The 23,297-nt window shown below is 65.6% G+C and carries 15 protein-coding genes and 2 tRNA genes; 14 read left to right on the forward strand and 3 right to left on the reverse strand.

Annotated elements, in window-relative coordinates:
* Positions 1-163: 163 nt before the first annotated feature.
* Genes AC1DNC_RS11745 through metG form a run of 3 tightly spaced genes read left to right on the forward strand, consistent with a single transcriptional unit; the run spans position 164 to position 5,286 of the window.
* Positions 164-2,953, forward strand: a complete 2,790-nt coding sequence (locus AC1DNC_RS11745) for an ABC transporter permease (protein ID WP_476862722.1) — start codon at positions 164-166, stop codon at positions 2,951-2,953.
* Positions 2,950-3,717 carry an ABC transporter ATP-binding protein gene (locus AC1DNC_RS11750; RefSeq protein ID WP_476862723.1) on the forward strand — a complete coding sequence of 256 codons (768 nt, stop codon included), beginning with the start codon at positions 2,950-2,952 and terminating at the stop codon, positions 3,715-3,717. Before AC1DNC_RS11745 ends, AC1DNC_RS11750 begins: the two co-directional genes overlap by 4 nt.
* 9 nt (positions 3,718-3,726) lie before the next feature.
* Complete coding sequence (metG, locus tag AC1DNC_RS11755; RefSeq protein ID WP_476862724.1) at positions 3,727-5,286, forward strand: methionine--tRNA ligase; 1,560 nt, start codon at positions 3,727-3,729, stop codon at positions 5,284-5,286.
* Positions 5,287-5,749: 463 nt separating this feature from the next.
* On the opposite strand, the gene AC1DNC_RS11760 is transcribed toward metG, so the two are convergent.
* The gene (locus AC1DNC_RS11760; RefSeq protein ID WP_476862725.1) at positions 5,750-6,664 is read right to left on the reverse strand and encodes a hypothetical protein; all 915 of its coding nucleotides are present in this window, start codon (positions 6,662-6,664) and stop codon (positions 5,750-5,752) included.
* 54 nt (positions 6,665-6,718) lie between these two features.
* Between AC1DNC_RS11760 and AC1DNC_RS11765 the strand changes: the two genes are divergently transcribed.
* The 8 genes from AC1DNC_RS11765 (at position 6,719) to AC1DNC_RS11800 (ending at position 14,283) form a co-directional block, all read left to right on the forward strand.
* Positions 6,719-6,949, forward strand: coding sequence for a hypothetical protein (locus tag AC1DNC_RS11765; RefSeq protein WP_476862726.1), 231 nt, complete (start codon positions 6,719-6,721; stop codon positions 6,947-6,949).
* Positions 6,950-7,029: 80 nt separating this feature from the next.
* Entirely contained in the window at positions 7,030-7,788 is a 759-nt protein-coding gene (locus AC1DNC_RS11770; protein ID WP_476862727.1) for a class F sortase, read from the forward strand.
* 72 nt (positions 7,789-7,860) lie between these two features.
* On the forward strand, positions 7,861-8,913 hold the full coding sequence (locus AC1DNC_RS11775) for a 3-isopropylmalate dehydrogenase (RefSeq protein ID WP_476862728.1): 1,053 nt from the start codon (positions 7,861-7,863) through the stop codon (positions 8,911-8,913).
* A 108-nt stretch (positions 8,914-9,021) separates the two neighbouring features.
* Positions 9,022-10,134, forward strand: a complete 1,113-nt coding sequence (locus AC1DNC_RS11780) for a branched-chain amino acid aminotransferase (protein WP_476862729.1) — start codon at positions 9,022-9,024, stop codon at positions 10,132-10,134.
* 141 nt (positions 10,135-10,275) lie between these two features.
* Positions 10,276-11,070, forward strand: a complete 795-nt coding sequence (locus AC1DNC_RS11785) for an MBL fold metallo-hydrolase (protein WP_476862730.1) — start codon at positions 10,276-10,278, stop codon at positions 11,068-11,070.
* Positions 11,071-11,116: 46 nt separating this feature from the next.
* Positions 11,117-11,893, forward strand: a complete 777-nt coding sequence (locus tag AC1DNC_RS11790; protein ID WP_476862731.1) for a fumarylacetoacetate hydrolase family protein — start codon at positions 11,117-11,119, stop codon at positions 11,891-11,893.
* Between the two features lie 117 nt (positions 11,894-12,010).
* Complete coding sequence (gltX, locus tag AC1DNC_RS11795; RefSeq protein ID WP_476862732.1) at positions 12,011-13,546, forward strand: glutamate--tRNA ligase; 1,536 nt, start codon at positions 12,011-12,013, stop codon at positions 13,544-13,546.
* A complete protein-coding gene (locus tag AC1DNC_RS11800; protein ID WP_476862733.1) occupies positions 13,546-14,283 on the forward strand; it encodes an HAD family hydrolase in 738 nt (245 codons plus the stop codon). The genes gltX and AC1DNC_RS11800 overlap by 1 nt, the downstream gene beginning before the upstream one ends.
* Before the next feature lie 75 nt (positions 14,284-14,358).
* Here the strand turns inward: AC1DNC_RS11800 and AC1DNC_RS11805 are convergent, their stop codons facing one another.
* Together AC1DNC_RS11805 and AC1DNC_RS11810 are read right to left on the reverse strand one after the other, a co-directional pair.
* Positions 14,359-15,807 carry a hypothetical protein gene (locus AC1DNC_RS11805; RefSeq protein ID WP_476862734.1) on the reverse strand — a complete coding sequence of 483 codons (1,449 nt, stop codon included), beginning with the start codon at positions 15,805-15,807 and terminating at the stop codon, positions 14,359-14,361.
* A gap of 278 nt (positions 15,808-16,085) precedes the next feature.
* Positions 16,086-20,726: a carboxypeptidase regulatory-like domain-containing protein gene (locus tag AC1DNC_RS11810; protein WP_476862735.1), complete on the reverse strand. Its 4,641-nt coding sequence runs from the start codon at positions 20,724-20,726 to the stop codon at positions 16,086-16,088.
* Positions 20,727-20,983: 257 nt separating this feature from the next.
* Between AC1DNC_RS11810 and AC1DNC_RS11815 the strand changes: the two genes are divergently transcribed.
* The 3 genes from AC1DNC_RS11815 (at position 20,984) to AC1DNC_RS11825 (ending at position 23,287) form a co-directional block, all read left to right on the forward strand.
* Positions 20,984-22,861: an O-antigen ligase family protein gene (locus AC1DNC_RS11815; RefSeq protein ID WP_476862736.1), complete on the forward strand. Its 1,878-nt coding sequence runs from the start codon at positions 20,984-20,986 to the stop codon at positions 22,859-22,861.
* 134 nt (positions 22,862-22,995) lie between these two features.
* Positions 22,996-23,067: transfer RNA gene (locus AC1DNC_RS11820), tRNA-Gln, on the forward strand.
* A 144-nt stretch (positions 23,068-23,211) separates the two neighbouring features.
* Positions 23,212-23,287, forward strand: a tRNA-Glu gene (locus AC1DNC_RS11825).
* The last annotated feature ends 10 nt before the right edge of the window (positions 23,288-23,297 follow it).

The raw sequence follows: 23,297 nt of genomic DNA on the forward strand, positions 1-23,297 counted from the left end.
GGCGGCCACGAATGAGCGGCCGGTCTGCGTACAATGGCTAGGTCCGAATTTCGGATGTGGCCGGCAGACCGGCCTTTACTTTTGCACACCCGGCCGGGGACGCCTTCATTTCCGCGCGGAATGAACAGCGGTGTGCGCACGCAATCCAGCTTTCAGGAGCCCAATGAACGCCGTCCAGAGGTTCATCAGAAGCAGAGTGCTTTTGCTGACCGCGTCCATTTTGATCGTGGCGATGTGCCTATCCGTGCTGGTTCAGGGCCAGTCGCAGGCCGCGCTGAACCGTACCGTCGACCAAAATTCCCGAGGGCTCTACGACATCCTGGTCCAGGCCAAGGCCGATGATAAGGGCGGGCTCATGCAGCCCGAGATCGCCACCGGCCAGGGCGGCATCAGCTTCGACCAGCTGGACTCGATCCGCAAGCTCTCCGGCACCTCCGTCGCCGCTCCGATCAGCCTCGTTTCCCGGGTCTCGCAGAACCTCGAGACCCCGCGCCTCGACGCTACCGACTACCTCGGCTACAACGCCGGCCTCGCCGGCACCGCAGGGGACCCCAGCGCCACCGATCCGTCGAAGTGGCCTGCCGCAGAGTCCGTCCTGAGCGACACGGCCAAGAAGTACCGCCTCACCGCCAGCGCCGTGAAATCTGACGGCAAGTCCGAGCAGACCCTGTTCAAGACAACCGCCGAAGGCTCCCTCGGCAAGGCCAAGCTCATCGAAGAGGAAGTGGCCGGCGGCAAGAACGTCCGCATCGCAGGACCGGAAGGCGAAACCGGAATCAAGTTCCCCGCGCCGGCCGGTGGCTCGGAGCACAACCTCTTCAACCTCTCGGTCTCACTGCCGCTGGCTCCGCAGGTGACCGAGTCCGTCGTCGCCGTCGACCCCGTCTCCGAGCGCGCGCTGCTGGGCGGCGCCGGCGACTTCCTCGCGCCGCTGGAAAAGGCGCCCCCGGCAGACGCCCGCAACGCCGGCGCGATCGGCCGCCACTTCGAGAGCCTTTTCACCAGCGGCATCAGCATGGAGCAGCTCAAGGAAGGCCCCGACTTCCTCGGGGTCAAACTGAAGTACTGGGCTCCACTGATGACGCAGTACCAGCAGGCCAAGCGTGCCGGACAACTGACCGATGATTCGCAGGCAATTCCGCTGATCGTCCGGTCCGGCACCTCCCTGGACCTCAAGTACTCCGTCAAAATCGAGGAAATCGACGACGCCGGCAACGTCACCAAGGACGTCGGGACCGTGACCCGCTCGCTGGACAAGGACTACCTGCCGTTCGTTTCCAAGTCCCCGTTCGCCCTCGAATGGCCCGGATCCAAGGACCTCTCGAAGCTGCTCGGTGACACCGGCAGCTTCGGCCAGGGCCTGTACAACCCGGCGACCTGGAGCACGGACTTCGCTGCCGCGCCCAAGTACAAGGACGGGCAGACCGCCGGCAACGGCGCCGTCGACAAATCCGCAGTTCCGGGCGACTGGGTCACCGTCAACCGGTTGCCGGAGAAGGGCGCCAACGACGCCCCCGTGGACCAGACGCAGCGCACACCGGTCGACGAGCGGTCCTACCGCGAGAACCTCGCCACCGGAAAGAAGCCGGCCACGCCGCTGGCGATGGTCTACGGCACTTTCGACCCGGCCAAGGTCCAGGACGCGGCCGGCGACGTCAACCGCCTCCCGCTTGGCGGCTACGACCCGACCCCGTTCACCCTGACCAAGGATGCGGACGGCAAGGACGTCGAGAAGACCGCGCTCAAGCCCTCGCTCAGTGGTACCGGATTGGTCAGCCAGTCGGCCGGCGCCATCACCGACTACTACGGCCTGGCGGCCGCCCGTGGCTACGAGAAGAACGCCTCCGTGATCGACGCGGTCCGCGTCCGTGCCAAGGTCGACGGCAGCTGGAAGCAGGCCCAGCCCGAGGTCGATAAGCTTGCCAACGAGATCCGCGGCATGGGCCTGCAGGCGACCGTGGTTGCCGGCTCGGCCCGCGAGGATGCCAGCATCTTCGTGCCCGGTTACTCTAAGGACGACGCGGGCAAGGAATCGCCGCTCGGCACCGTGCAGCAGTCGTGGGTCCGCCAGGACGCCGCGGACGCCGTCTCGGGCTCGCTGACCGGCACCAACCTGACCCTGCTCTTCCTGACCTTGTGCGGGGCCGCCCTGCTCACCGGCGCCTCCACCGTCAGCTACGTCCGCAAGCGCCGCCGCGAGGCCGGAACGCTCCGGGCCATGGGCTGGACGCAGCGCAAGATCCGGTCCTGGGTGCTCGCCGAGTTCGGCGTCGGCGCGGCCTTGCTGGCAGTCGTGGGGACCGCCCTGAGCCTGATCAGCTGGAACCCCGCCACCGCGGTGGTGTCCGCTTCGGTCCTGGTCCTGTACTGCGGCGCCGCCTACTTCGCCGCGCAGCAGCTGCGCCACCGCGAGGTCATCGACCAGGAGCCGCAGCACGATGAGCGGCTCATCCCGGTCGATTCGCCGCTTACCTTCGCCAGCAGGCAACTGAGCACCAATAAGTTCAACACCGGTTCCCTGGCAGTCGCCGTCGGCGTCTTCGGCGCCGCGGTGGGTGGGCTCGCCGCGCTGCTGATCGACATCCCGCGCGCCGCCGGCGCCAGCGCCCTCAGCGGACTGGCCGCGGCCAGCATCGCGATGCCGAGCATCATCCTGGGTGTGTCCGGGGTTGCCGTGGGCCTGCTGCTGACCCTGGTCACCGGACGCTTCGAACTGGGAGCCAAGCGCCAGTACCTGGGCATCCTGCAGGCGATGGGCTGGAACCCCGACATGCTGGGCCAGGTCCGCTTCTTCGAAAACGCCATGGTGGGAGCCATCGCCGTGCCGCTGGGTGTCCTCGGCGCCCTGGGCATTGGCTTGCTCCTCGCCCCCTATGCCGCACTCTGGGCCGGAATCGCCGGACTCGTGGCTGTACTTTGCTGGATTCCGATTGCAACGAAAGTGGTCCAATGACTAACGAGCTGAACCTGACCAGGGCGGCCCGGAACCGGATGCCGGAGAGCACCGTGACCGGCGGCCACCAAACCCGCGCCAACACGATCGTGAAGGCCGCGGACCACGCCACGCCGCTGGAACTGAGCAACATCACCATCCACTACGGCGGCGGAAAGGGCGGCGCCGAGGCCGTCAACGTTGTGGACGACTTCAACATGACGCTGCACGCCGGCGAAATGCACTGCGTCGCCGGCCGCTCCGGCTCGGGCAAGACCAGCATCCTCACCGTCGGCGCGGGCCTGACCCTGCCGACGTCGGGCCGGGTCTTCTGGGAAGGCGACTCGCTCGAAACCATGGGCGACGACGAGATCGCCGACCGCCGCCGTGCGCTGATTGGTTACGTCGACCAGGGCGGCGCCCTGATTGACGGCATGAGCGCGCTTGAGAACGTTCTGCTTCCGGCTGTGCCCGACGGCGAGGTGGAACAGCGCCGCGACATGGCCAAGGACCTCCTCGACCTGGTTGGCCTCGGCCGGCGCATGCGGCACCGTCCGGCCCAGCTCTCCGGCGGCGAACGCCAGCGCGTGGCGATCGCCCGTGCCCTGATCCTCGGCACCCGCGTGCTGGTGGTCGATGAGCCTACCGCGAGCCTGGACCGCACCTCGGCCAACCGCATCATCAGCATCCTCAAGGACACGACGTCGGACGGTATCGCCGTCCTGGTCGCTTCACACGACCACGAACTTGTCCGCCAGAGCGATACCCTGACCGAACTGATCTAGGTTATTAACGTGACGCCTTCCGAGAAAACCCCGTTCTACATCACCACGGCCATCAGCTACCCCAACGGCGTGCCGCACATCGGGCACGCCTACGAGGTCATTGCCACCGACGCGATGGCGCGGTTCAAGAGGCTGGACGGCTACGACGTCTTCTTCATGACCGGCACGGACGAGCACGGCCTGAAGATGCAGCAGACGGCGGAAAAGGAAGGCATCCCGGTCAAGGAACTCGCCGACCGCAACTCGGCCGCGTTCCGGCAGATGAGTGACGACCTGGGCATTTCGCTCAGCCGCTTCATCCGCACCACCGATCCGGACCACTATGAGGCTGCCAAGGCGCTTTGGCAGCGGATGGAAGCCAACGGCGACGTCTATCTCTCCAAGTACGCCGGCTGGTATTCGGTCCGCGACGAGCGCTACTTCGTCGAGGACGAGACCGAGGTCCGTGACGACGGACTGCGCTACGCCTCCGAAACCGGTACCGAGGTGACCTGGACCGAGGAGGAGAGCTACTTCTTCAAGCTCTCCTCCTACCAGGACAGGCTGCTGGCCCTCTATGCCGACCAGCCGGACTTCGGCGCTCCGCACAGCCGCTTCAACGAGGTCATCAGCTTCGTCAAGGGCGGGCTCGAGGACCTCTCGATCAGCCGGACCTCCTTCAACTGGGGTGTCCCCGTACCTGGTAACCCGGACCACGTGATGTACGTCTGGGTCGATGCGCTGACCAATTACCTGACCGGCGTCGGCTTCCCGGATACCGAGTCGGAGAGCTTCCGGAAGTACTGGCCCGCCGACGTCCACGTGATCGGCAAGGACATCTCCCGGTTCCACGCGGTCTACTGGCCGGCGTTCCTCATGTCCGCGGGGCTGGAGCTGCCCAAGCGCGTCATGATCCACGGACACCTGCACAACCAGGGCGTCAAGATGTCCAAGTCGCTGGGCAACGTGGTGGCGCCGGCGGACTGGGTGGCGCAGTACGGTCTGGACCAGGTGCGCTTCTTCCTGCTCCGCGAGGTACCTTTCGGCGCCGACGGCAACTACAGCCACGACGCGATTGTCGGCCGGATGAACTCGGACCTGGCCAACAACTTCGGCAACCTTGCCCAGCGTTCCCTGTCCATGGTGGCCAAGAACTGCGAGGGCCGTGTCCCGGTCCCGGCCGACTTCAGCGCAGAGGATGCCGCGCTGCTGGGCCAGGCCCGCGGACTGCTGGGCATCGCCCGGGCCGCCTTCGAGAAGCAGGAGTTCAGCCGCGCGCTCGAAGCAATCTGGAACGTGCTGGGTGACACCAACGCCTACTTCGCCGAACAGGCCCCGTGGGTGCTGCGGAAGACCGACGTCGAACGCATGAATACGGTTCTCTACGTCACCCTCGAAGTGCTGCGGATCGTAGCCATCCTCGCGCAGCCGGTCATGCCGACGGCGGCCGCTGCCATCCTGGACAGCCTCGGCCAGCAGGAAGGGGAGGCCCGCGACTTCGCGGCGTTGGAGACCCCGATCGAGGCCGGAACCGTCTTGCCGGCGCCTGCCCCCGTTTTCCCCAAGTACGAGGAGCCCGCAGAGGCGTAGCACCCGGTCAGCCAAACTTCGCGCACCGCACCACCGTCGAGGTGGCACTTCGCGGCAACGGTCCCAGGATCATTGCCGCGAAGTGCCACCTCGACGTTTTTGTGTCCCAGTAGTTCCTTCGCCGTGAACGGGTATTTCCGCGGATAAAGCGGGCGGTAATTACTCGGGACGGCCGCTCGTACCCCGACCTAGCCTGACAGCGTTAGCGGACTGACAAATCTGCTGGGGAGTAACTGTCATCACTACATCCTCACTGTTGTAGGCTCCGAAACGGTTTCAGTACGGGGTCTCAAGTGGGTACTCCGCGCGGTGCAGTCAGGTCGGAAATCTACTCTAGATGGAGCGACCGAAGATGAGACGAACTATCGCTACAGTGGGGATCCTAGGACTCGCCCTGCTGGGAAGCGCAGGAACCGCAAACGCCGCACCACCAAGCAATGCCGCGGGCGTGCACTCAGGCGGCTCAACCACCCCTCCGGCTGGACCAGGGTCGTCCCAGCCGGACAACTCGCACAAGCCTGACACTCCGAGCGTTCCTCCTGTCACGCCGCCGGTGGGTAATGGCGGTGACCACGGGAACGGCAACGGCAACGGCAACGGTGGCGACAAGCCGGATACTCCGAGCGTTCCTCCTGTCACGCCGCCGGTGGGTGATGGCGGTGACCATGGGAACGGCAACGGCAACGGCAACGGTGGCGACAAGCCGGATACTCCGAGCGTTCCTCCTGTCACGCCGCCGGTGGGTAATGGCGGTGACCATGGGAACGGCAACGGCAACGGCAACGGTGGCGACAAGCCGGATACTCCGAGCGTTCCTCCTGTCACGCCGCCGGTGGGTAATGGCGGTGACCATGGGAACGGCAACGGCAACGGTGGCGACAAGCCCGGTGACCACAATGGCGGCGGCAATGGCGGCCAGCCCGGTGATCACAACGGTGGCGGCGATGGCGGCCAGCCCGGTGATCACAACGGTGGCGGCAATGGCGGCCAGCCCGGTGATCACAATGGTGGCGGTAATGGCGGCCAGCCCGGTGACCACAATGGTGGCGGTAATGGCGGCCAGCCCGGTGACCACAATGGCGGCGGTAATGGCGGCCAGCCCGGTGACCACAATGGTGGCGGTAATGGCGGCCAGCCCGGTGACCACAATGGCGGCGGCAATGGCGGCCAGCCCGGTGATCACAACGGTGGCGGCAACGGGAACGGGAACGGCGGTGACCACGGGAACGGAAACGGGAACGGGAACGGCGGTGACCACGGGAACGGCAACGGCAACGGGAACGGCAACGGCAACGGCCACGGCGATCATGGTGACCACGGCGACCATGGCGGCAAGGACCACCACGGCGACAAGGACCATGGCGACAAGTGCCACCATGGCGACAAGGACCACGGTGACAACTGCGACTGCGAAGAGCCGGCAGAGCCCCCGGTGCACGTAACGCCGACGCCTGCGAAGCCCGCGACGCCGCCGACCGGTGCCGGCCAGGGCGCTGCCGCTCCGGCAGTCTCCAACGTTGGTTTCAACGTCCAGACGGCGGTAGCCAGCACCCCGAGCGCGGGCGTGCCGCTCTGGCTTTCGGTGCTGACCGGACTCTTGATGGCAGGGGCCGCGACGGCTCTGCTGCGGGGCACGGTCCAGCGCGGTAACGCCAACAGCTAGGAAAGATGCGGGTCGGTTGCCACTGTGCAGCCGGCCCGCACAGCTATTGCCCTCAGGCAAAGACCGCACCAGGAGCTCCCATGGCACTTCATCGCAGTGCAGGTAATCCCGACGAGGCATCGCCGCGACGACTGCTGTTGCGTGGCCGGGACAAGATGCTGCTGGTGTTCTGCACCGTTGGGCTGTTGGCGGCGTGGCTGCTCTACGCAGCCTTCGGCGTCGGCGCTGGAGGGGCGGGCGCGGCCAGCCTCTCGGCCGGCCCCATTCCGACGGTTGCGGCAGCGGCGCAAGGACCGGTTCCGTCAGTCGCGGGACCCACCCCGGCCACGTCGCCAAAAGCCACCCCCAAGGCGGCCGTACGACGCACGGTCCCCCCGGCGGCGCCAGGCCCGGTAGCCGCAGCCCCGGAGCGTATTTCCTACCCTGCTGCACAAATGGATGTCGTGATTCATCCCCTGCAACCGAGCCCGGGTGAGGCTGCGAGCCAGAGCATCGTTCCCCCCGAAACCATGGACGGATACTGGCTCACCCCGTTCGGCGTGCCGGGCGTGGGATCGACAAACACTACCTACGTCGTCGGGCACAGTTGGCAGGGAGTAGATGCGCCGTTTAACCGGCTAAGCACAATGGCCGCACCCGGTGATAAATTGACCGTCCACACGGCCGCCGGCGCCATCACCTACAAGGTGGATTCCGTGACCACCTACCTCAAGTCGAGCCTCAAGGACAGCGCCATTTGGGCAATCGTGCCCAATCGGCTGGTTTTGATCTCCTGCTATACCGGTGACCTTTGGGGAAAGAACGTGACCGTAGTCGCGTCCCCGGTTGCGGGCGGCTGAGGATTCTCCCCCGCCTTTCCGAATATTGAGACAATTTGACCAGCATGTGGATTCCTTCGCTACGCTGAAAACATGAGCGCATCCACGATTGATCTCGCAGTCATCCCCGGCGACGGCATTGGCCCGGAAGTTACCGCCGAGGCACTAAAGGTCCTGGAGAAGGCTGCCGCCGCCGAGGGCATCGTCCTGCAGCAGACCCACTACGAGCTCGGCGCCCAGCACTGGCTGGAGACGGGGGAGACCCTGCCGGCAGAAACCCTTGCCGACCTTCGCACCAGGGACGCCATTCTCTTCGGAGCGGTGGGTGCAGCCCCCGGCGACACCCGGATTCCTTCCGGGATCATCGAACGCGAACTGCTGCTCAAACTGCGCTTTAGCCTGGACCATTTCGTGAACCTGCGGCCCTCGCGCCTTTACGCCGGCGTCGGCAGCCCGCTCGCGAACCCGGGCAACATCGACTTCATCGTGGTCCGCGAAGGTACCGAGGGACCCTATGTCGGAAACGGCGGCACCCTGCGGGCCGGAACCCCGCACGAAGTGGCCACCGAGGTCTCGCTGAACACGGCCCACGGCGTTGAGCGCGTGGTCCGGGACGCCTTCCGTCGCGCCAACGAGCGTCCGCGCAAAAAGCTGACCCTGGTCCACAAGCACAACGTCCTGGTCTTCGCCGGCCACCTCTGGAAGAGGACGGTGGAAACCGTGGCGCAGGAATTCCCCGACGTCAGCCACGACTACCTGCACGTGGATGCGGCCACGATCTTCATGGTCACCGACCCCGCCCGCTTCGACGTCATCGTCACGGACAACCTCTTCGGCGACATCCTTACCGACCTCGCAGCCGCCGTCACCGGCGGTATCGGCCTCGCAGCCTCGGGCAACATCAACATGGACCGCACAGCGCCGTCGATGTTCGAACCGGTCCACGGATCCGCCCCGGACATTGCCGGCCAGCAGAAGGCCGACCCGAGTGCCGCCATCCTTTCCGCGGCCCTGCTGCTGGACCACCTGGGCTATGCCACGGCGGCACGGAAGATCGAGGCCGCCGTTGCCGCCGACGTCGAAAGCCGGGACGGCAGCTTCCGGAGCACCGCCGCCATCGGGGACGCGATCGCCGCCGCCCTGTAGGCTTCCCGCGCGGCCCGCGGGCGTAAGCTTGTTGCGAATCACCAATATGCTGCCGTGGTCCGAGGATGAACCACGTTCATACGCCAGGCAGCCGACCATGGAGGAACCATGACCCAGACTGCCCATGGCGTCGAATTCAGCCAGCGGCTCTCGGCAACCCCGAAGTCCGCTGAAGAACGTGCAGCCATCCTGGCCAACCCGGGATTCGGCGACTATTTCACCGACCACACCGCCGTCGTCGACTACAGCGTCGACGCCGAGGGCAAGGGCGGCTGGCACGATGCACGGATTGAACCCTACGGTCCCATCACGCTCGATCCCTCCGCCGCGGTCCTCCACTACGGCCAGGAAATCTTCGAAGGACTCAAGGCGTACCGCCATGCCGACGGCTCCATCTGGACCTTCCGGCCCGAGGCCAACGCCGCGCGCCTGAACAAGTCGGCGCGCCGGCTCGCCCTCCCGGAACTGCCGGAGGAATACTTCCTCACGGCCATCCGTGAACTCGTGTCCGTGGACAAGGAATGGGTTCCTTCCGGGGACGGCGAAGCGCTTTACCTGCGCCCGTTCATGATCGCCACCGAGGCCTTCCTGGGTGTCCGCGCTGCCCGCGAAGTGTCCTTCCGCGTCATCGCCTCGCCCGCGGGCAACTACTTCGGCGGCGAGCTGAAGCCGGTGTCCATCTGGATCTCGCGCGAATACGCCCGCGCAGGCCGCGGCGGCACCGGTGCGGCAAAGTGTGGCGGCAATTACGCAGCGTCCCTAATTGCCCAGCAGGAGGCCGAGGCCCACGGTTGCAAGCAGGTCCTCTTCCTGGATCAGTTCAATGACAACGCTGTCGAGGAACTTGGCGGCATGAACGTCTTCTTCGTCATGAAGGATGGCTCGCTGGTCACTCCGGCGCTGTCCGGCACCATCCTGGAGGGCGTCACCCGTTCCTCCGTGATCCAGGTGGCACGGGACATGGGCCGCGAGGTTACCGAGCGGAAGATCACCCTGGACGAATGGCGCGACGGCGTGGCCTCCGGCGAGATCACCGAGGTTTTCGCCTGCGGCACCGCTGCCGTCATCACCCCGATCGGCGTCCTCAAGGACGAGACCGAGTTCATCGGCTCCGAGGACGCGAAGGCCGGCGAGACCACCATGGCCATCCGCCAGCAGTTGCTCGGCATCCAAACCGGGACCGTTGAGGACACCCACGGCTGGCTGACCCGCCTGGCCTAGGCCGCAGGTCCACCGTTCGACGGCGGCCCGCACCCACCGGGGGTGCGGGCCGCCGTCGTCGTTCGTGGTCCTGAAGGTGCGGCGGGTGACTAGGGCCCTGCGGCTCCTCCGTCTAGCGTCCCGGGGTGGGAAGATGGAAGGGTGATTGCCGATGATGCCCGCGCCCTGGTCCGCAGCACCGAGCTGACGAGGTTTCGGCTTGCCCCGAACCCGGGCCCGATGAGCCTGCACGGCACCAACTCCTACGTGGTGTCCGCCCCGGGTTCGGATGGTGTCGTGGTGGTGGATCCGGGGCCCCTCGATGAGGAGCACCTCCGGGAGCTGACCCAGTACGGTGCCGTCGAACTGGTCCTCATCACGCACCGGCATGCGGACCATACCGCGGCCGCGGAACGCTTCGCTGAACTCACCGGTGCCGCCGTCCGTGCCGCAGACCCGGCGCACTGCCACGGGGGAGAACCGCTTCGGGAAGGCGAGGTGCTGCACGCCGCCGGGGTGGAAATCCGCGTGCTGGCGACGCCGGGCCACACCTCAGACTCCGTATGCTTCCACCTTCCGGAGGACGGTGCCCACGGCGCCGTCCTCACCGGGGACACGATTTTGGGTGTTGGCACCACCGTCCTGGATTACCCCGACGGCAGACTGGGAGACTACCTCGATTCCCTGGACCGGCTGGAAGCCCTGGGCCCGGCGACCGTCCTGCCAGCCCACGGCCCCATGCTTCCGGCGCTCGACGCCATCGTCCGCGCCTACCGGGACCACCGGCAGGACCGCCTCGCGCAGATCCGCAACGCCCTCGCCGAGCTTGGACCGGAAGCGGGTGTGCACGAAGTGGCCGACGCCGTCTACGCCGCCGTCGACCCCGCTGTCCGGCCCGCTGCGGAACTCTCCGTCGCCGCTCAACTGGATTACCTGCGCTCACGCGGCTCCGCCTGAAACACGCGTCCGGAGGCCCGCAGCCGGAGACGGTACGCTAGGAACCATGCGTATCGCCCGGTTTGTAGTCGATTCTGATCCCATGTACGGCATTGTTGAGGGCCAGCCCGGCAGTGAGGAAATCACTGTCATCAACGGCGACCCTTTCTTCCACGGTGTGGAGCGGACCGCCGTCAAGCACAAGCTGGAGGACGTCCGCCTCCTCGCCCCGATTATCCCGCGCAGCAAGGTCGTCGGCGTCGGACGCAACTTCGTGGAACACGCCCACGAACTGGGCAACGAGGTGCCGGCCCAGCCGCTGCTCTTCCTGAAGCCCAACACCTCGGTGATCGGGCCCAACGATCCGATTATCCTGCCCGAGTTCTCCGAGGAGATCTCCTTCGAAGCCGAGCTGTGCGTGGTGATCGGCCGGATCTGCAAGGACGTCCCCGAGGAACGGGTCGACGACGTCGTCTTCGGCTACACCTGCGGTAACGACCTCACAGCCCGGGACGTCCAGAAGACGGACCTCCAGTGGGCGCGGGCCAAGGGCTTCGACACCTCCGCGCCGCTGGGACCGTGGATTGAGACGGAGCTGGACACTGAGGACCTGCAGATCCAGGGCCGGCTCAACGGCGAACTCCGGCAGGACGGCAGCACCAGCCAGATGATCCGCGGCGTCCGCGAACTCGTTTCCATCGTCTCCCAGGCGTTCACCCTGCTGCCCGGCGATGTCATCATGACCGGCACCCCGGCCGGCGTCGGCCTGGTCCAGGCCGGGGACCGCTTCGAGGTGGAAATCGAAGGCATCGGCCGCCTTTCCAACCCGGTGGTCCGCCGCTAACAGCTCCCGCGGAAGAAACCGCGCCGATTTCGGACAGCCGCACCGTGGATCCACGGTGCGGCTGTCCGTTTTCACAGCGGAATTGGCTGCCGGGCACGCGGTAAAGTTGGTACCACTATGACTACTCCCACCGCGCCCGACGCCGTCTCCAGCACTGCCACCACGGAAATGACCCGTGAAGTCACCGCCGAAACCCCGGTCCGTGTCCGGTTCTGCCCGTCACCGACCGGCACCCCGCACGTAGGCCTGATCCGCACCGCCCTCTTCAACTGGGCCCATGCCAAGCACACCAAGGGCACCTTCGTGTTCCGCATTGAGGACACGGACGCGGCGCGCGACTCGGAGGAGAGCTACCAGCAGTTGCTGGAGGCCCTCAAGTGGCTCGGCATCAGCTGGGAGGAGGGCGTGGAAGTGGGCGGCCCGCACGAGCCGTACCGTCAGTCGCAGCGCCTGGACCTCTACAAGGACGTGGTGGCCAAGCTCCTGGAGGCCGGTTACGCCTACGAGTGCTACTCCTCCCCGGAGGAAGTCGAGGCCCGGCACCGGGCAGCCGGCCGGGACCCCAAGCTGGGTTACGACAACTTTGACCGGAACCTCACCGAGGAACAGCTCGCGGCGTTCAAGGCGGAGGGCCGCCAGCCGGTGCTGCGCGTGCGGATGCCGGACGAGGACGTCACCTTCACCGACATGGTCCGTGGCGAGATCACCTTCAAGGCCGGCAGCATCCCGGACTACGTGATCGTCCGCGCCGACGGCTCGCCGCTCTACACCCTGGTCAACCCGGTGGACGACGCCCTGATGGGCATCACCCACGTGCTGCGCGGCGAGGACCTGCTCTCCTCGACGCCCCGCCAGGTGGTGCTGATCCGGGCGCTCATGGACATCGGCGTCGCCAGCTACCTGCCGGTGTTCGGCCACCTGCCGTACGTCATGGGTGAGGGCAACAAGAAGCTCTCCAAGCGCGACCCCCAGTCCAACCTCTTCCTGCTCCGCGACCGCGGCTTCATCCCCGAAGGCCTGCTGAACTACCTGTCGCTGCTGGGCTGGAGCCTTTCCGCGGACGAGGACATCTTCACCGTCGACCAGTTGATCGAGAACTTCGATGTCAACGACGTGCTGGCAAATCCGGCCCGCTTCGACATCAAAAAGGCCGAGGCGATCAACGGAACGCACATCCGCATGCTCGACCCTGAGGACTTCCGCGGCCGCCTGGTGCCATACCTGCAGTCCGCCGGCCTGGTCGGGGAGCAGCTGACCACCCGTGAGGAAGAGATCCTCGCCGAGGCCGCGCCGCTGATCCAGGAGCGCATCTCGCTGCTGGGCGAAGCCCCCGAGATGCTTGCCTTCCTGTTCAAGGCCGACGACGCGATCGACGTCGCCGACGATGCCCGGAAGGGGCTCCCGGAGAACCTCACCGAGGTGCTCGATGCCGCCCTGGCCGCGCTGGAACCCCTTGCCGACTGGACCGCCGAGAACATCCAGGCCGCGCTGAAGGAGGCCCTCGTGGAGGGCATGGGCGTCAAGCCTCGGCTGGCGTTCGGACCCGTCCGCACAGCCGTCTCCGGCCGCCGGATCTCGCCGCCGCTGTTCGAGTCGATGGTCATCCTCGGCAAAGACTCGTCCCTGGGCCGCCTGCGCGCCTTCCGCGGCTGATGAACGGACGGTCCGGGTCCGGCAGCGGGACCCTCGCCGCCGGATTTCAAGGCATCCGCGGGGTGCTGTTCGACATCGACGACACCCTCGTGGACCTTGAATTTGCGATGACGACGGCCTTGCGTGACGTCAGCGAACACCTCCTGCCCGGCCTCGACGAGGCCGGCTGGGAGCGGTTCGGGCGGATCTTCACGCGCGAGACGACGCATTTCTACGACCGCTACCTGGCCGGCGAACTGAGCTTCAACGAACAACGGCTGCTGCGCGGCCGGGCTGCGCTGGGGCACTTCGGCGTCGAACTCGAAGAGGGGGAGCAGGCCCACCACTGGGTGAGCTCCTACGCGAGCCTGCAGCACAGCTACATCCGCGCCTTTGACGACGTGGCACCGCTGCTGGATGCGCTTGACGCTGCCGGCGTTCCGTACGGGGCGGTGAGCAACAATGTGCACGACTACCAGCGGGTGAAGCTCGATGCCGCCGGACTTGGGCGCATCGGCGTCCTCGTGGGCACGGACACGGTTGGTGTGGCCAAACCGGATCCGGCCATCTACCTCGAGGGAGTGCGGCGGCTCGGCACCGGTGCCGGCGAGACGCTGTACGTTGGTGACAACCGCCTGCTCGACGCGGAGGGCTCGACGGCTGCGGGCCTGCTGGGCGTGTGGCTGAACCGCGCCGGGGAGTCCTCGCCTGGTTTCTCAGGGCGCGAGGTCGGCTCGCTGCTGGAGCTGCTCGCCTGACCTTTCGACCCCGGTCGCCGAAACGGCCCCGCCCGAGGATGCACTCCTCCGGCGGGGCCGTTTCGCGTGAAAGGGCTAGGCCGTCTCCTGCGCCAGACGCCGTTCCTGCGCCAGGCGCAGGTTCCGCAGCCCCAGGTAGGCGCCGACGGCACCGAGGGCCAGGAGCGCCACGAGCCCCAGGGCCACGGCCACGTCAGCCTTGATCATGTTCGACGGCGACACTGCCGCCGCGCTGGAGTAGAGGGTTCCGGTGCCGGCGGCAAGGCGGGCGTTCCCGTCGGCGAGCTTGCCGGCGCCGGTGGAGAGCTGGGTGGATCCTGAGGCCAGCTTGGTGCTACCAGCGGAGAGCTGCGACGCGCCGGTGGCCAAGGCCGTGGAACCCTTCAGCAGTCCGGGGTTGGCCGGGTCCGCGGGGTCTCCCGCAATCCCTGCATTCAGTGCCAGCGTTCCGTCGGCCAGCCGCGAGGTTCCATCGGTCATTCTGGCGGCGGCCTTGAGCAGGCCGGGGTGTTCGGGGTCGCCCGGAACGCCGTCCATGCCGACGCGGATCTTGGCTGTGCCGTCGGCCAGCAGCTGGGTGCCCATCACGACGCCGGGGCTGTTGGGATCGCGGCTGTTGAGCTTGCCGGCAAGGGTGGCGAAACCGGCGGTGAGCTTTCCCGTGCCCGCGTGGAGTTGTCCCGCGCCGTCATCCAGCTGCCCGGCGCCGGCCTGCAGCCGGGAGGCACCGGCCTGGAGCTGGGAGGCGCCCGCATCCAGCCTGTGGGCGCCGTCAAGAATCTTCGCGATCTTGTCCTTGACCACGGACAGCGGCACGAGGCCCTGGACCGGGTCGTTGGCGGCGGCCTCGAGCAGCTCAAGGGCCTGGGCCAGCGCGGCGGTTCCGGTGCCCGCTTCGGGGTTGTTGTTAGCGCCGCGGTAACCCTTCAGCTGGTCGGTCCCGGCCTTCAGCGCTGCGGTGCCCGTCGCGAGCTGGCCGGTCCCGTCGGCAAGCCGGGCGGCTCCGGCGTCGAGCTGGGTGGCGCCGTCGGCCAGGTTGTTCGGGGCTTTACCGGAAGCCGTCGGAGTCAGGGCGGCGGAGAGCTGCACCGCTCCTGCGGCCAGCTTCTGCGCGCCGTCGTCTACCTTGTAGACGCCGGGTGCCAGCTTGTTGGTGACGTCCGTTTGGATCTTGACGGCGCCTTCGGCGAGCGTGTTGGCGCCGGCCTCCAGTTTCTCCGCACCGGGTGCGAGCTTGCCGGCGATCCCGGCCTGGATCTTTGACGCGCCGTCCGAGAGCTTGCCGGCCCCGACGTCGGCCTGTCCCGCGCCGGTGGCAAGCTTGCCTGCGCCGTCCTTGAGCTGCTGCGCCCCGGCGGAGGCGAGTCCGGCTCCGTCGTTGAGCCGAGCGGATCCGTCCGTGATGCGCCCGGTAACCAGGGTATAGAACCCCAGCAGCGCGATCAGCAGGAGGGCCAGGATGGCGATGGCGATCTGTTGCGCCCGGGTGCGGGGTGGGGCGGTGGCGGCACGGCTCTGTGACACAGGTTGTTCCTCTCGACGTTCTCGCCGGCAGCGGCTCTGCTGCCGACCCCCCGCAACTGTGATGCAGCTAACATCCAAAAATGGCCGTCATTCTGCCCGCAACTGAGTGGGGGAGGGGTTTGTTACTCGTTGGTAACTTACCGAGCGTAAACTTGATCGGGCTGAGTTGGCAAGGGTTTTAAGAAAATGGACAAACACGAGAGGGTCCTTCGGCCGCAGCCGAAGGACCCTCTCGTGTTAGTGCTCAACCAGTTTCGGGGGAGCGATTTCCTCTCCGGCTAGCGCAGCCTGGCTGTCGCTATGGAGGTCTTGGCAACCGTTGTGTACCCCGCTTTGGAGCCGGTCACCGTGACAGTGAGTGCCTTGCCCCGCAGCGCCGCACTCGGCTTGAACTTGCTTGCCGTTGCCCCCTTGATGGCGACGCCGTTTGCCCGCCACTGGTACCGGAGTGTTACCGGCGCCGGACCCCAGGTGCGCGGCAGGGCAGTCAGGGTGTACCCGACCCTGGCCGTTCCGCTGATCGTCGGAACCGCGGTGGCGAGAACTCCGGCCCCGACCTTGGCCGTGGCAGCCGAGCTCTTAGCCGCCGCGGCGTAGCCGGACTTTGAGCCGGTCACCGTGACGGTGACCGTCTTCCCGAGGTCCGCGGCGGCCAGCTTGTAGGTGCTGGCCGTTGCTCCGCTGATGGCGGCGCCGTTGGCCTTCCACTGGTAGGCCAGGGTGACCGGGGCCGGAGCCCAGGTTCCCGGGACAGCCGTGAGCGTGGCCCCGACCTTCGCCGTTCCGCTGATGGCGGGAACGGCGGTGGCGAGGGCTCCGGCGCCGACAGCGCCCGTGGCAGCCGAGGTCTTAGCAGCCGTGGTGTAGCCGGTCTTGGAGCCGGTCACGGTGACGGTGATCGCTTTCCCGAGGTCCGCGGCGGCCAGCTTGTAGGTGCTTGCCGTTGCTCCGCTGATGGCGGCGCCGTTGGCCTTCCACTGGTAGGCCAGGGTGACCGGACTCGGAGCCCAGGTTCCCGGGACTGCCGTGAGCGTGGCCCCGGCTTTCGCCGTTCCGGTGATGGTGGGAACCGGTGCGGTCAGGATCTGGTCTGCAGCCACGACTGGAGCCGTCGCCGCCGAGGTCTTCTCGGCGGTGGTGTAGCCGGTTTTGGAGCCGGTGACGCTGACCGTGATCGTCTTCCCTAGGTCCGCCGCGGCCGGCTTGTAGGTGCTGGCCGTTGCTCCGCTGATGGCGGCGCCGTTGGCCTTCCACTGGTAGGCCAGGGTGACCGGGGCCGGAGCCCAGGTTCCCGGGACTGCCGTGAGCGTGGCCCCGACTTTCGCCGTTCCGGTGATGGTGGGAACCGGTGCGGTCAGGATCTGGTCTGCAGCCACGACTGGAGCCGTCGCCGCCGAGGTCTTCTCGGCGGTGGTGTAGCCGGTTTTGGAGCCGGTCACGGTGACGGTGATCGCTTTCCCGAGGTCGGCCGCGGCCGGCTTGTAGGTGCTGGCCGTTGCTCCGCTGATGGCGGCGCCGTTGGCCTTCCACTGGTAGGCCAGGGTGACCGGGGCCGGAGACCAGGTTCCCGGGACTGCCGTGAGCGTGGCCCCGACTTTCGCCGTTCCGGTGATGGTGGGAACCGGTGCTGTTAGCGGATCGGTCCCGGAAGCGTAGGCGAGATCGAGAACACTGGCCTTCCCTGACACGACGTCGACCTGTGTAGCCGACGTTTCGCTGGCGGTATTGCCGGAGTACAGCTTGCCGAGGTTGCTATGCAGCACGACGATGTACTTCCCCGTGGTGAGACCCGGGATCGTGAACTTCCCCGTGAAGTCGGTGGCGCCATTGCGGGTCACCAGCGATCCATCGAGAGTGTAGGCCTGGACCCACGCGCCCGCGATCGGCTTGCCTGCCTTGTCGGTTGCCGTTCCCGTAATCGATCCGCCTTGAACCAAAGAGGCGTTGATGCCATCTACGGATTGGCCCGAGGCGACAGCGATGGGTGCCGCCTGCGCCGGCCCGGACGATTCGGGCTTGTTGTCGTAGAACTGCGCTTCTTCCTGCGCATAACCACTCGAACGGTTGAAGGCAACCTTGTAAGATGCCTCCGCCAGACCGACGACGCTGAAGGCGCCGGAGGCGTCCGTATAGCCGTTCTTAACCGTCTTGCCCGCAGGGTCCAGCACGTCGACCGGGTAGCGGACACCGTCCAGCCCTGACACCTTTCCGCTGAGGGAAGCACCCTTGATTGCTGTCAGGTCGATTCCCGTGCGGTCCTGGCTGGTAGCGACGGTGACCATGGACGCCGTTGCCAGATTTGAGCCGCCGTACCAGAGGTCGGTGGCGCCGCTGCTGCCGCCGTCGAACTTCAACTTGTAGCTTCCGGCAGGCAACCCGACGATCTTGTAGCTCCCATCGGCAGCCAACTGGCTGCTGAATTGAGCACCGTCCAGCACGCCATCCGGGTAGGCCGTGATCCGGGAGAGGCGCAGGTCCATGGTCTCGGGGGCGGTAACCTTCCCGCTGACAGTTGCTCCCCTGATCAAGGTCGTGTCCGCAGCTGTGATGGTCTGTCCCGCGGCAACGGTGATCGGGGTGGCTGCCCCGAAGTTATCGGCATCGCCGTACCAACGGTCCAAGGCGCCAGTGTTGTAGGAGGAGAAAAGAATCTTATAGCTACCCGTGGGGAGGCCCCGCAGGGTGAAATGACCATCGGAGCCGATGGATGCACGGCCGACCACCTTGTTAATGTCTCCCGCTTGGAAGATAGTCGCTGCGTAGTAGCTCTCAATCGGATTGAAATCCGGGAGGATGTTCACTTTCCCGCTAACGCTGCCGCCCAGCGCCAGTATCGCATCGACTCCCGTGCGGTCCTGCCCGGCTTGAAGGGTGATCGGCAGCGCCTTGTCGGCGGTCGGCACATTGTCGTACCACTCGCTGAGGCTGCCGGAGTCCTGGCCAGCAAAGCTTACTTTGTAGCTTCCGGCAGCCAGGCCAGTGATCTCGTAGCTTCCATCCGATCGTGGCTCGGAACTGCCGGCGAAGGTGGACCCGTCCTCTTGCGTCACGATGACGCGGACTGAGGTCAAATCAACTTCCGCGGGAGCGCTGACCTTGCCGCTGATTGAAGCGCCCTTGGTCATGGTGGCATTCACGCCGGACAGATCCTGTCCTGTCTCAAGTTTGATGGGAATGCCGGTGGAACCGCGGAGGTCCAGGAGGCCTGTTCTGAAGGAGGTGACCTCTACTACGTAGTCACCGGCATAGAGTCCGATGAACTTGTAGCTTCCATCGTTTTCGACATTCGTGATATTTGAGCTGCCCCGACCGGGCCCCATCGTAGAGATCTGGACTGTAAGAGAGTTGGGGCTGAAACCGGCGGGAATGGTGATCTTTCCCCTAACGGTTGCTCCCTTGATAAGGGTCGCGTCGATCCCTGTGACGTCTTGCTCGCCTTCTACCGAGACTGCAGTTGCACTCGTCTCGGAGGCCGCGTTCGGGTACCAGAGATCCAACGCGCCGGAGTCGCCGGGGGAGAACCGCACCGTGTAACTGCCCGAGGAAAGTCCCTGGACCTTGTAACGGCCGTCCGGGTCTACCCGGACGGATTTGCCGGCGGAGCTTGGCTCATTCTTGGACTCGACCTCCACGCTGACGGCGGAGATATCCACGCCGTCCGGAGCGGTAATCTTTCCGCTGATGGACGCTCCCTTGAGCAGGGTGGCGTCGATTCCCGAGACGTCCTGATCGGCTGCGACGACTACGTCGACGGCGGATTCAGGGGAAGTGCCGCCGCCATACCACTGGTCCATGGCGCTCGTGCCGTTCGCGGTGAACTGGACTTTGTACCGTCCTGTGGGAAGTCCCGAGACGCTGTAATGGCCTTCGGTGTCCACCTCGGCGTAGCGCCAAATCCACCCCACTTCGGACTGGACATAAACGCTGACGGCCGAATAATCCACGCCCGCGGGAACCGTGACCTTCCCGCTGATCGAGGCGCCCTTGAGCAAAGCCGCGTCGATCCCTACAACGTCCTCCCCGTCCGCCATCGTGACGGTAGTGCCGCCTTCAAAGGAGGTAGCGTTCGCGTACCACTGCTCCAGGAAATCCCCCTGGTAAGAGGCGAACTGAACCTTGTAGCTTCCCCTAGGCAGTCCCTTGATGACATAGCGGCCGGTTTCGTCGGGGTGCACCTCCAAGCTGTTATTCGTCATGCCCGAGGTGGGCCAAGCCGTGACGCCCACGGTCGAAAGATCCACGCCCGCAGGCGCGGTGACGGTGCCTGTGATTGAAGCACCCTTGACCATGGCGGCGTCGATGCCGGAAAGTTCCTGGCCGGCCGTGAGAGTGAACATCTTTGCGCTCTCGAAAGAGGAGGCAGCCGGGTACCACTGATCCAGGGCGCCGGCGTTCCTACCGTCAAACTTGACCGTGAACGTTCCGGCCGGAAGCCCTACGATTTTGTAGTTGCCGTCGGCGTCCACCTGGCTGTATCTCGGAAGATATCCGTCTGGCTGCCAAGCCGATACCCCGATTTGCGCAACATCGACGCCGGCAGCTCCAGTGATCTTGCCGCTTACCGAAGCGCCTTTATCGAGGGTGGCATTAATTCCGGTGAGTGCCTGCCCTGAACTTACCAGCACCTCGGTGGCCCCCTCGGAGGAAGAAGCGCCTCCGTACCAACCGTCTACCGCGCCACTGTCGTTGCCGGAAAAATGGACCTTGTAGCTGCCGGCAGGCAGGCCGCTGACAGTGAAGTGACCTTCCGAATCGGGCTGCGTACCGCGGTACTCCGCCGTGCTCTCGGCTGAGATCCAAATGCGGGCCAGGTCCACGCCGGCTGGTGCGGTGACGGTGCCGCTGATGGACGCATTGTCGGCTTCTTCGGCATGCGCCGGCGCCAACCCGAAGAAGATCAAAGCTGAAAGTACCGCCAATACGGTCGCAAACCGCGCACGGAATCGGGTGCTCCTATAGAGCATCTTTACTCCCCCCAAAGAGTGATTTCCGGCAACGGATTACGCCGTGCCATCATTCAGTTTTCAAATAACGACTCAGTGTAACCGGGGAAAGGCATTTGTAAAGCGGCGAAGCCCGTAACTTCCTGCATACTAAGTGGGGCCGACTGGATCAGATTCCTAAGTCGGGAAAACTCTCGGATGGACGATGTTTCGTGACGACAACACTTAGGGCGGTGAAGAAATCCGTCCGTCCAATGGCGGACGCCGTCTCATTTCCGGCCCTCTCCATTGGCCTGGCGGTTATTTCCGTACTGGCATTTCAACCGGGCGGGCTGTTCCGCTTTGTCTGGGCAAAGATCCTGATCCTTATCGTGGCTGTACTCTTCGGCGTCCTGTCACCGAGGACCGGCCTCGTTCCACGGACCCTGAAGGTTGCCATTGGACTTGGTGCTGGCTGGATCGTCGTCGCGATGTTGTTCTCGGAGAGCCCGGTGGCCAGCCTTCTGGGGCGATGGCCCAGATACGAGGGAATTCCCACGCTCGGACTTTATGTCGCGATGTTTTTCGTGGGGGCGAAGATTCTGGGAGGAAAGGCCACAACCGGCAACTGGCAAACTTTGCGGCTGTCACTCGCGGCCGCTGCGGTCCTTCTTCTAGCCTTGAGCGGATTTGAGGCCGTGGGACTGCGGCCCATAGGCGGAGCCGTTGGAGACCGAACCGGCGCGACATTGGGAAATGCGACAGACCAGGGCCTCATTGGCGTCGTAATAGCAGGCGTGCTTTCTGCGCCGTTTGGAAAATCTGCCGGCAGAGGTAAGTGGCTGACGGTGCTTGGTTTAGCCTCCGCCGTGGCGATTGTCCTGCTCTCCGCATCGCGGGCTGCCCTGGCAGCGCTGGCAATCGTTGCCATCACGGCAACAGCTGTTCTGTTCAGAGTGCGCCAAGGCAGGAAGCTCACGGTCGTTTTGGGTCTCGCCGGAGCGGTCGTTGCCGTCGGTGCCTCGGCATTGCTCATCCCGCCCATGCGCGTTCGACTGTTCTCGGCAGACACTGTTGATGGCCGGTCCATGCTCTGGATCCGGACCCTCGGTCTCGTGAAAGACCACCTATGGACCGGCGTCGGCCCAAGTGGTTTTGTCGACGCATTCCCCGCCTATGTGGATCAATCGTGGGCGCAAACAGTGGGGGACAGGTTCCCGACTGATTCACCGCATAGCTGGCCTTTGCAGTTACTGGTGGCCGGTGGTGCGCCACTGCTCATCGCTGCGCTCGTGTGTGCCGGGTTGTTCATCCGGAGCGCGCTGGCAAGAATCGCCCAGGCCGCGGAACCAGCGGGGAAGCAACAGCTGATAGTGGTGCTGGCAGCTGTCTGTGCTTATGCGGTCGCGCTCCTGACCCATTTCAGTTCTCCCGGGACGACCGGACTGGTGGCTTTTCTGGGCGGCGGACTGGTGGCGATCGAGCAGAATGGACGGAATCGTCAGGGAGGCGTCCTGGGTTTGGCGCGGGACGTGGCTTCCTCGAGGATTGCCGGACTGGCCCTCGTGGCGGCCGCCCTAGCCGTGGCAGTGCCCGCGTCGGCAGCGGAAGGGCCCATGGCAGCCGGCGCCCGAGCCGCCCGCGTGGGAAACCCGACCGGAGCAGACGCATACTTCCAGCAGGCCTATGGTCTGCGCCCCTGGGACAGCGACACAGCCATGTTGGCGGCTCAAGCGTTTGCTGGACCGGCCACCGATGGTGACAAGACCGCCGCCGCCAACGCCGTGAAGTGGGGAAGCCGTGCGCTGGTCCGGACACCCCAGTCTTTGGAGGCCGGCCTTGCCACCGCAATCGGCCACATCTATGCCGGCCAGCTCGATGCGGCCAAGACGCAACTTGACCAACTGACTGTGATGGCCCCGTACTCATCGGCCGTCTACCTCCAGCGCGGCGTTGCGAACTTCGGGCTCGGCCGCGGTGCGGACAGCGTCGCGGACCTGCAGCGGGCGGCGGTTCTCGATCCTAAGTCGGACATGCCTTGGCGGGTACTGGCCGGTGTTTACCAGCGTCTGGGCGAGGCCGAGCTGGCGCAGGACGCGCTGCAACGTGCGCAGAATGTGGGCACTGGCTAGCCCGTCCTCGAGGCCCCAGGATGGCCCCGCCAGCCTCGATTTGTGCGCGGCAAAAGTCTCGGGTAAAGTAATTACTCGTGCTGAGGCGCTGGGAGCGCGGGTTTGGACCTGCGGAACCGGCCCGAAAGTTCCATTGGGATATGGTGTAATTGGCAACACTACGGTTTCTGGTACCGTCATTCTAGGTTCGAGTCCTGGTATCCCAGCTCTGAATAATCCACGGTTTTCCGCGGTAAATCAGGGGTTCTGAAGCGGTTTGACCGATTTGGAACACACGCTAAGTCTGTGAAATACTGACTTGGCTCGAACGGCGGGAATGCTGTTCGGAAGTGCAAGTAAGGAAGTATTAGGGCCCCATCGTATAGCGGCCTAGTACGCTGCCCTCTCACGGCGGTAACGCGGGTTCGAATCCCGCTGGGGTCACCATGGAAACGGT

Source organism: Arthrobacter sp. 01N442 (assembly GCF_056399345.1).

Coding starts and splice junctions, on each gene's coding strand:
- AC1DNC_RS11745 (WP_476862722.1), top strand. CDS start 164: ATGAACGCCGTCCAGAGGTTCATCAGAAGCAGAGTGCTTTTGCTGACC.
- AC1DNC_RS11750 (WP_476862723.1), top strand. CDS start 2,950: ATGACTAACGAGCTGAACCTGACCAGGGCGGCCCGGAACCGGATGCCG.
- AC1DNC_RS11760 (WP_476862725.1), bottom strand. CDS start 6,664: ATGGTGGCACTTGTCGCCATGGTCCTTGTCGCCGTGGTGGTCCTTGCC.
- AC1DNC_RS11770 (WP_476862727.1), top strand. CDS start 7,030: ATGGCACTTCATCGCAGTGCAGGTAATCCCGACGAGGCATCGCCGCGA.
- AC1DNC_RS11775 (WP_476862728.1), top strand. CDS start 7,861: ATGAGCGCATCCACGATTGATCTCGCAGTCATCCCCGGCGACGGCATT.
- AC1DNC_RS11780 (WP_476862729.1), top strand. CDS start 9,022: ATGACCCAGACTGCCCATGGCGTCGAATTCAGCCAGCGGCTCTCGGCA.
- AC1DNC_RS11790 (WP_476862731.1), top strand. CDS start 11,117: ATGCGTATCGCCCGGTTTGTAGTCGATTCTGATCCCATGTACGGCATT.
- gltX (WP_476862732.1), top strand. CDS start 12,011: ATGACTACTCCCACCGCGCCCGACGCCGTCTCCAGCACTGCCACCACG.
- AC1DNC_RS11800 (WP_476862733.1), top strand. CDS start 13,546: ATGAACGGACGGTCCGGGTCCGGCAGCGGGACCCTCGCCGCCGGATTT.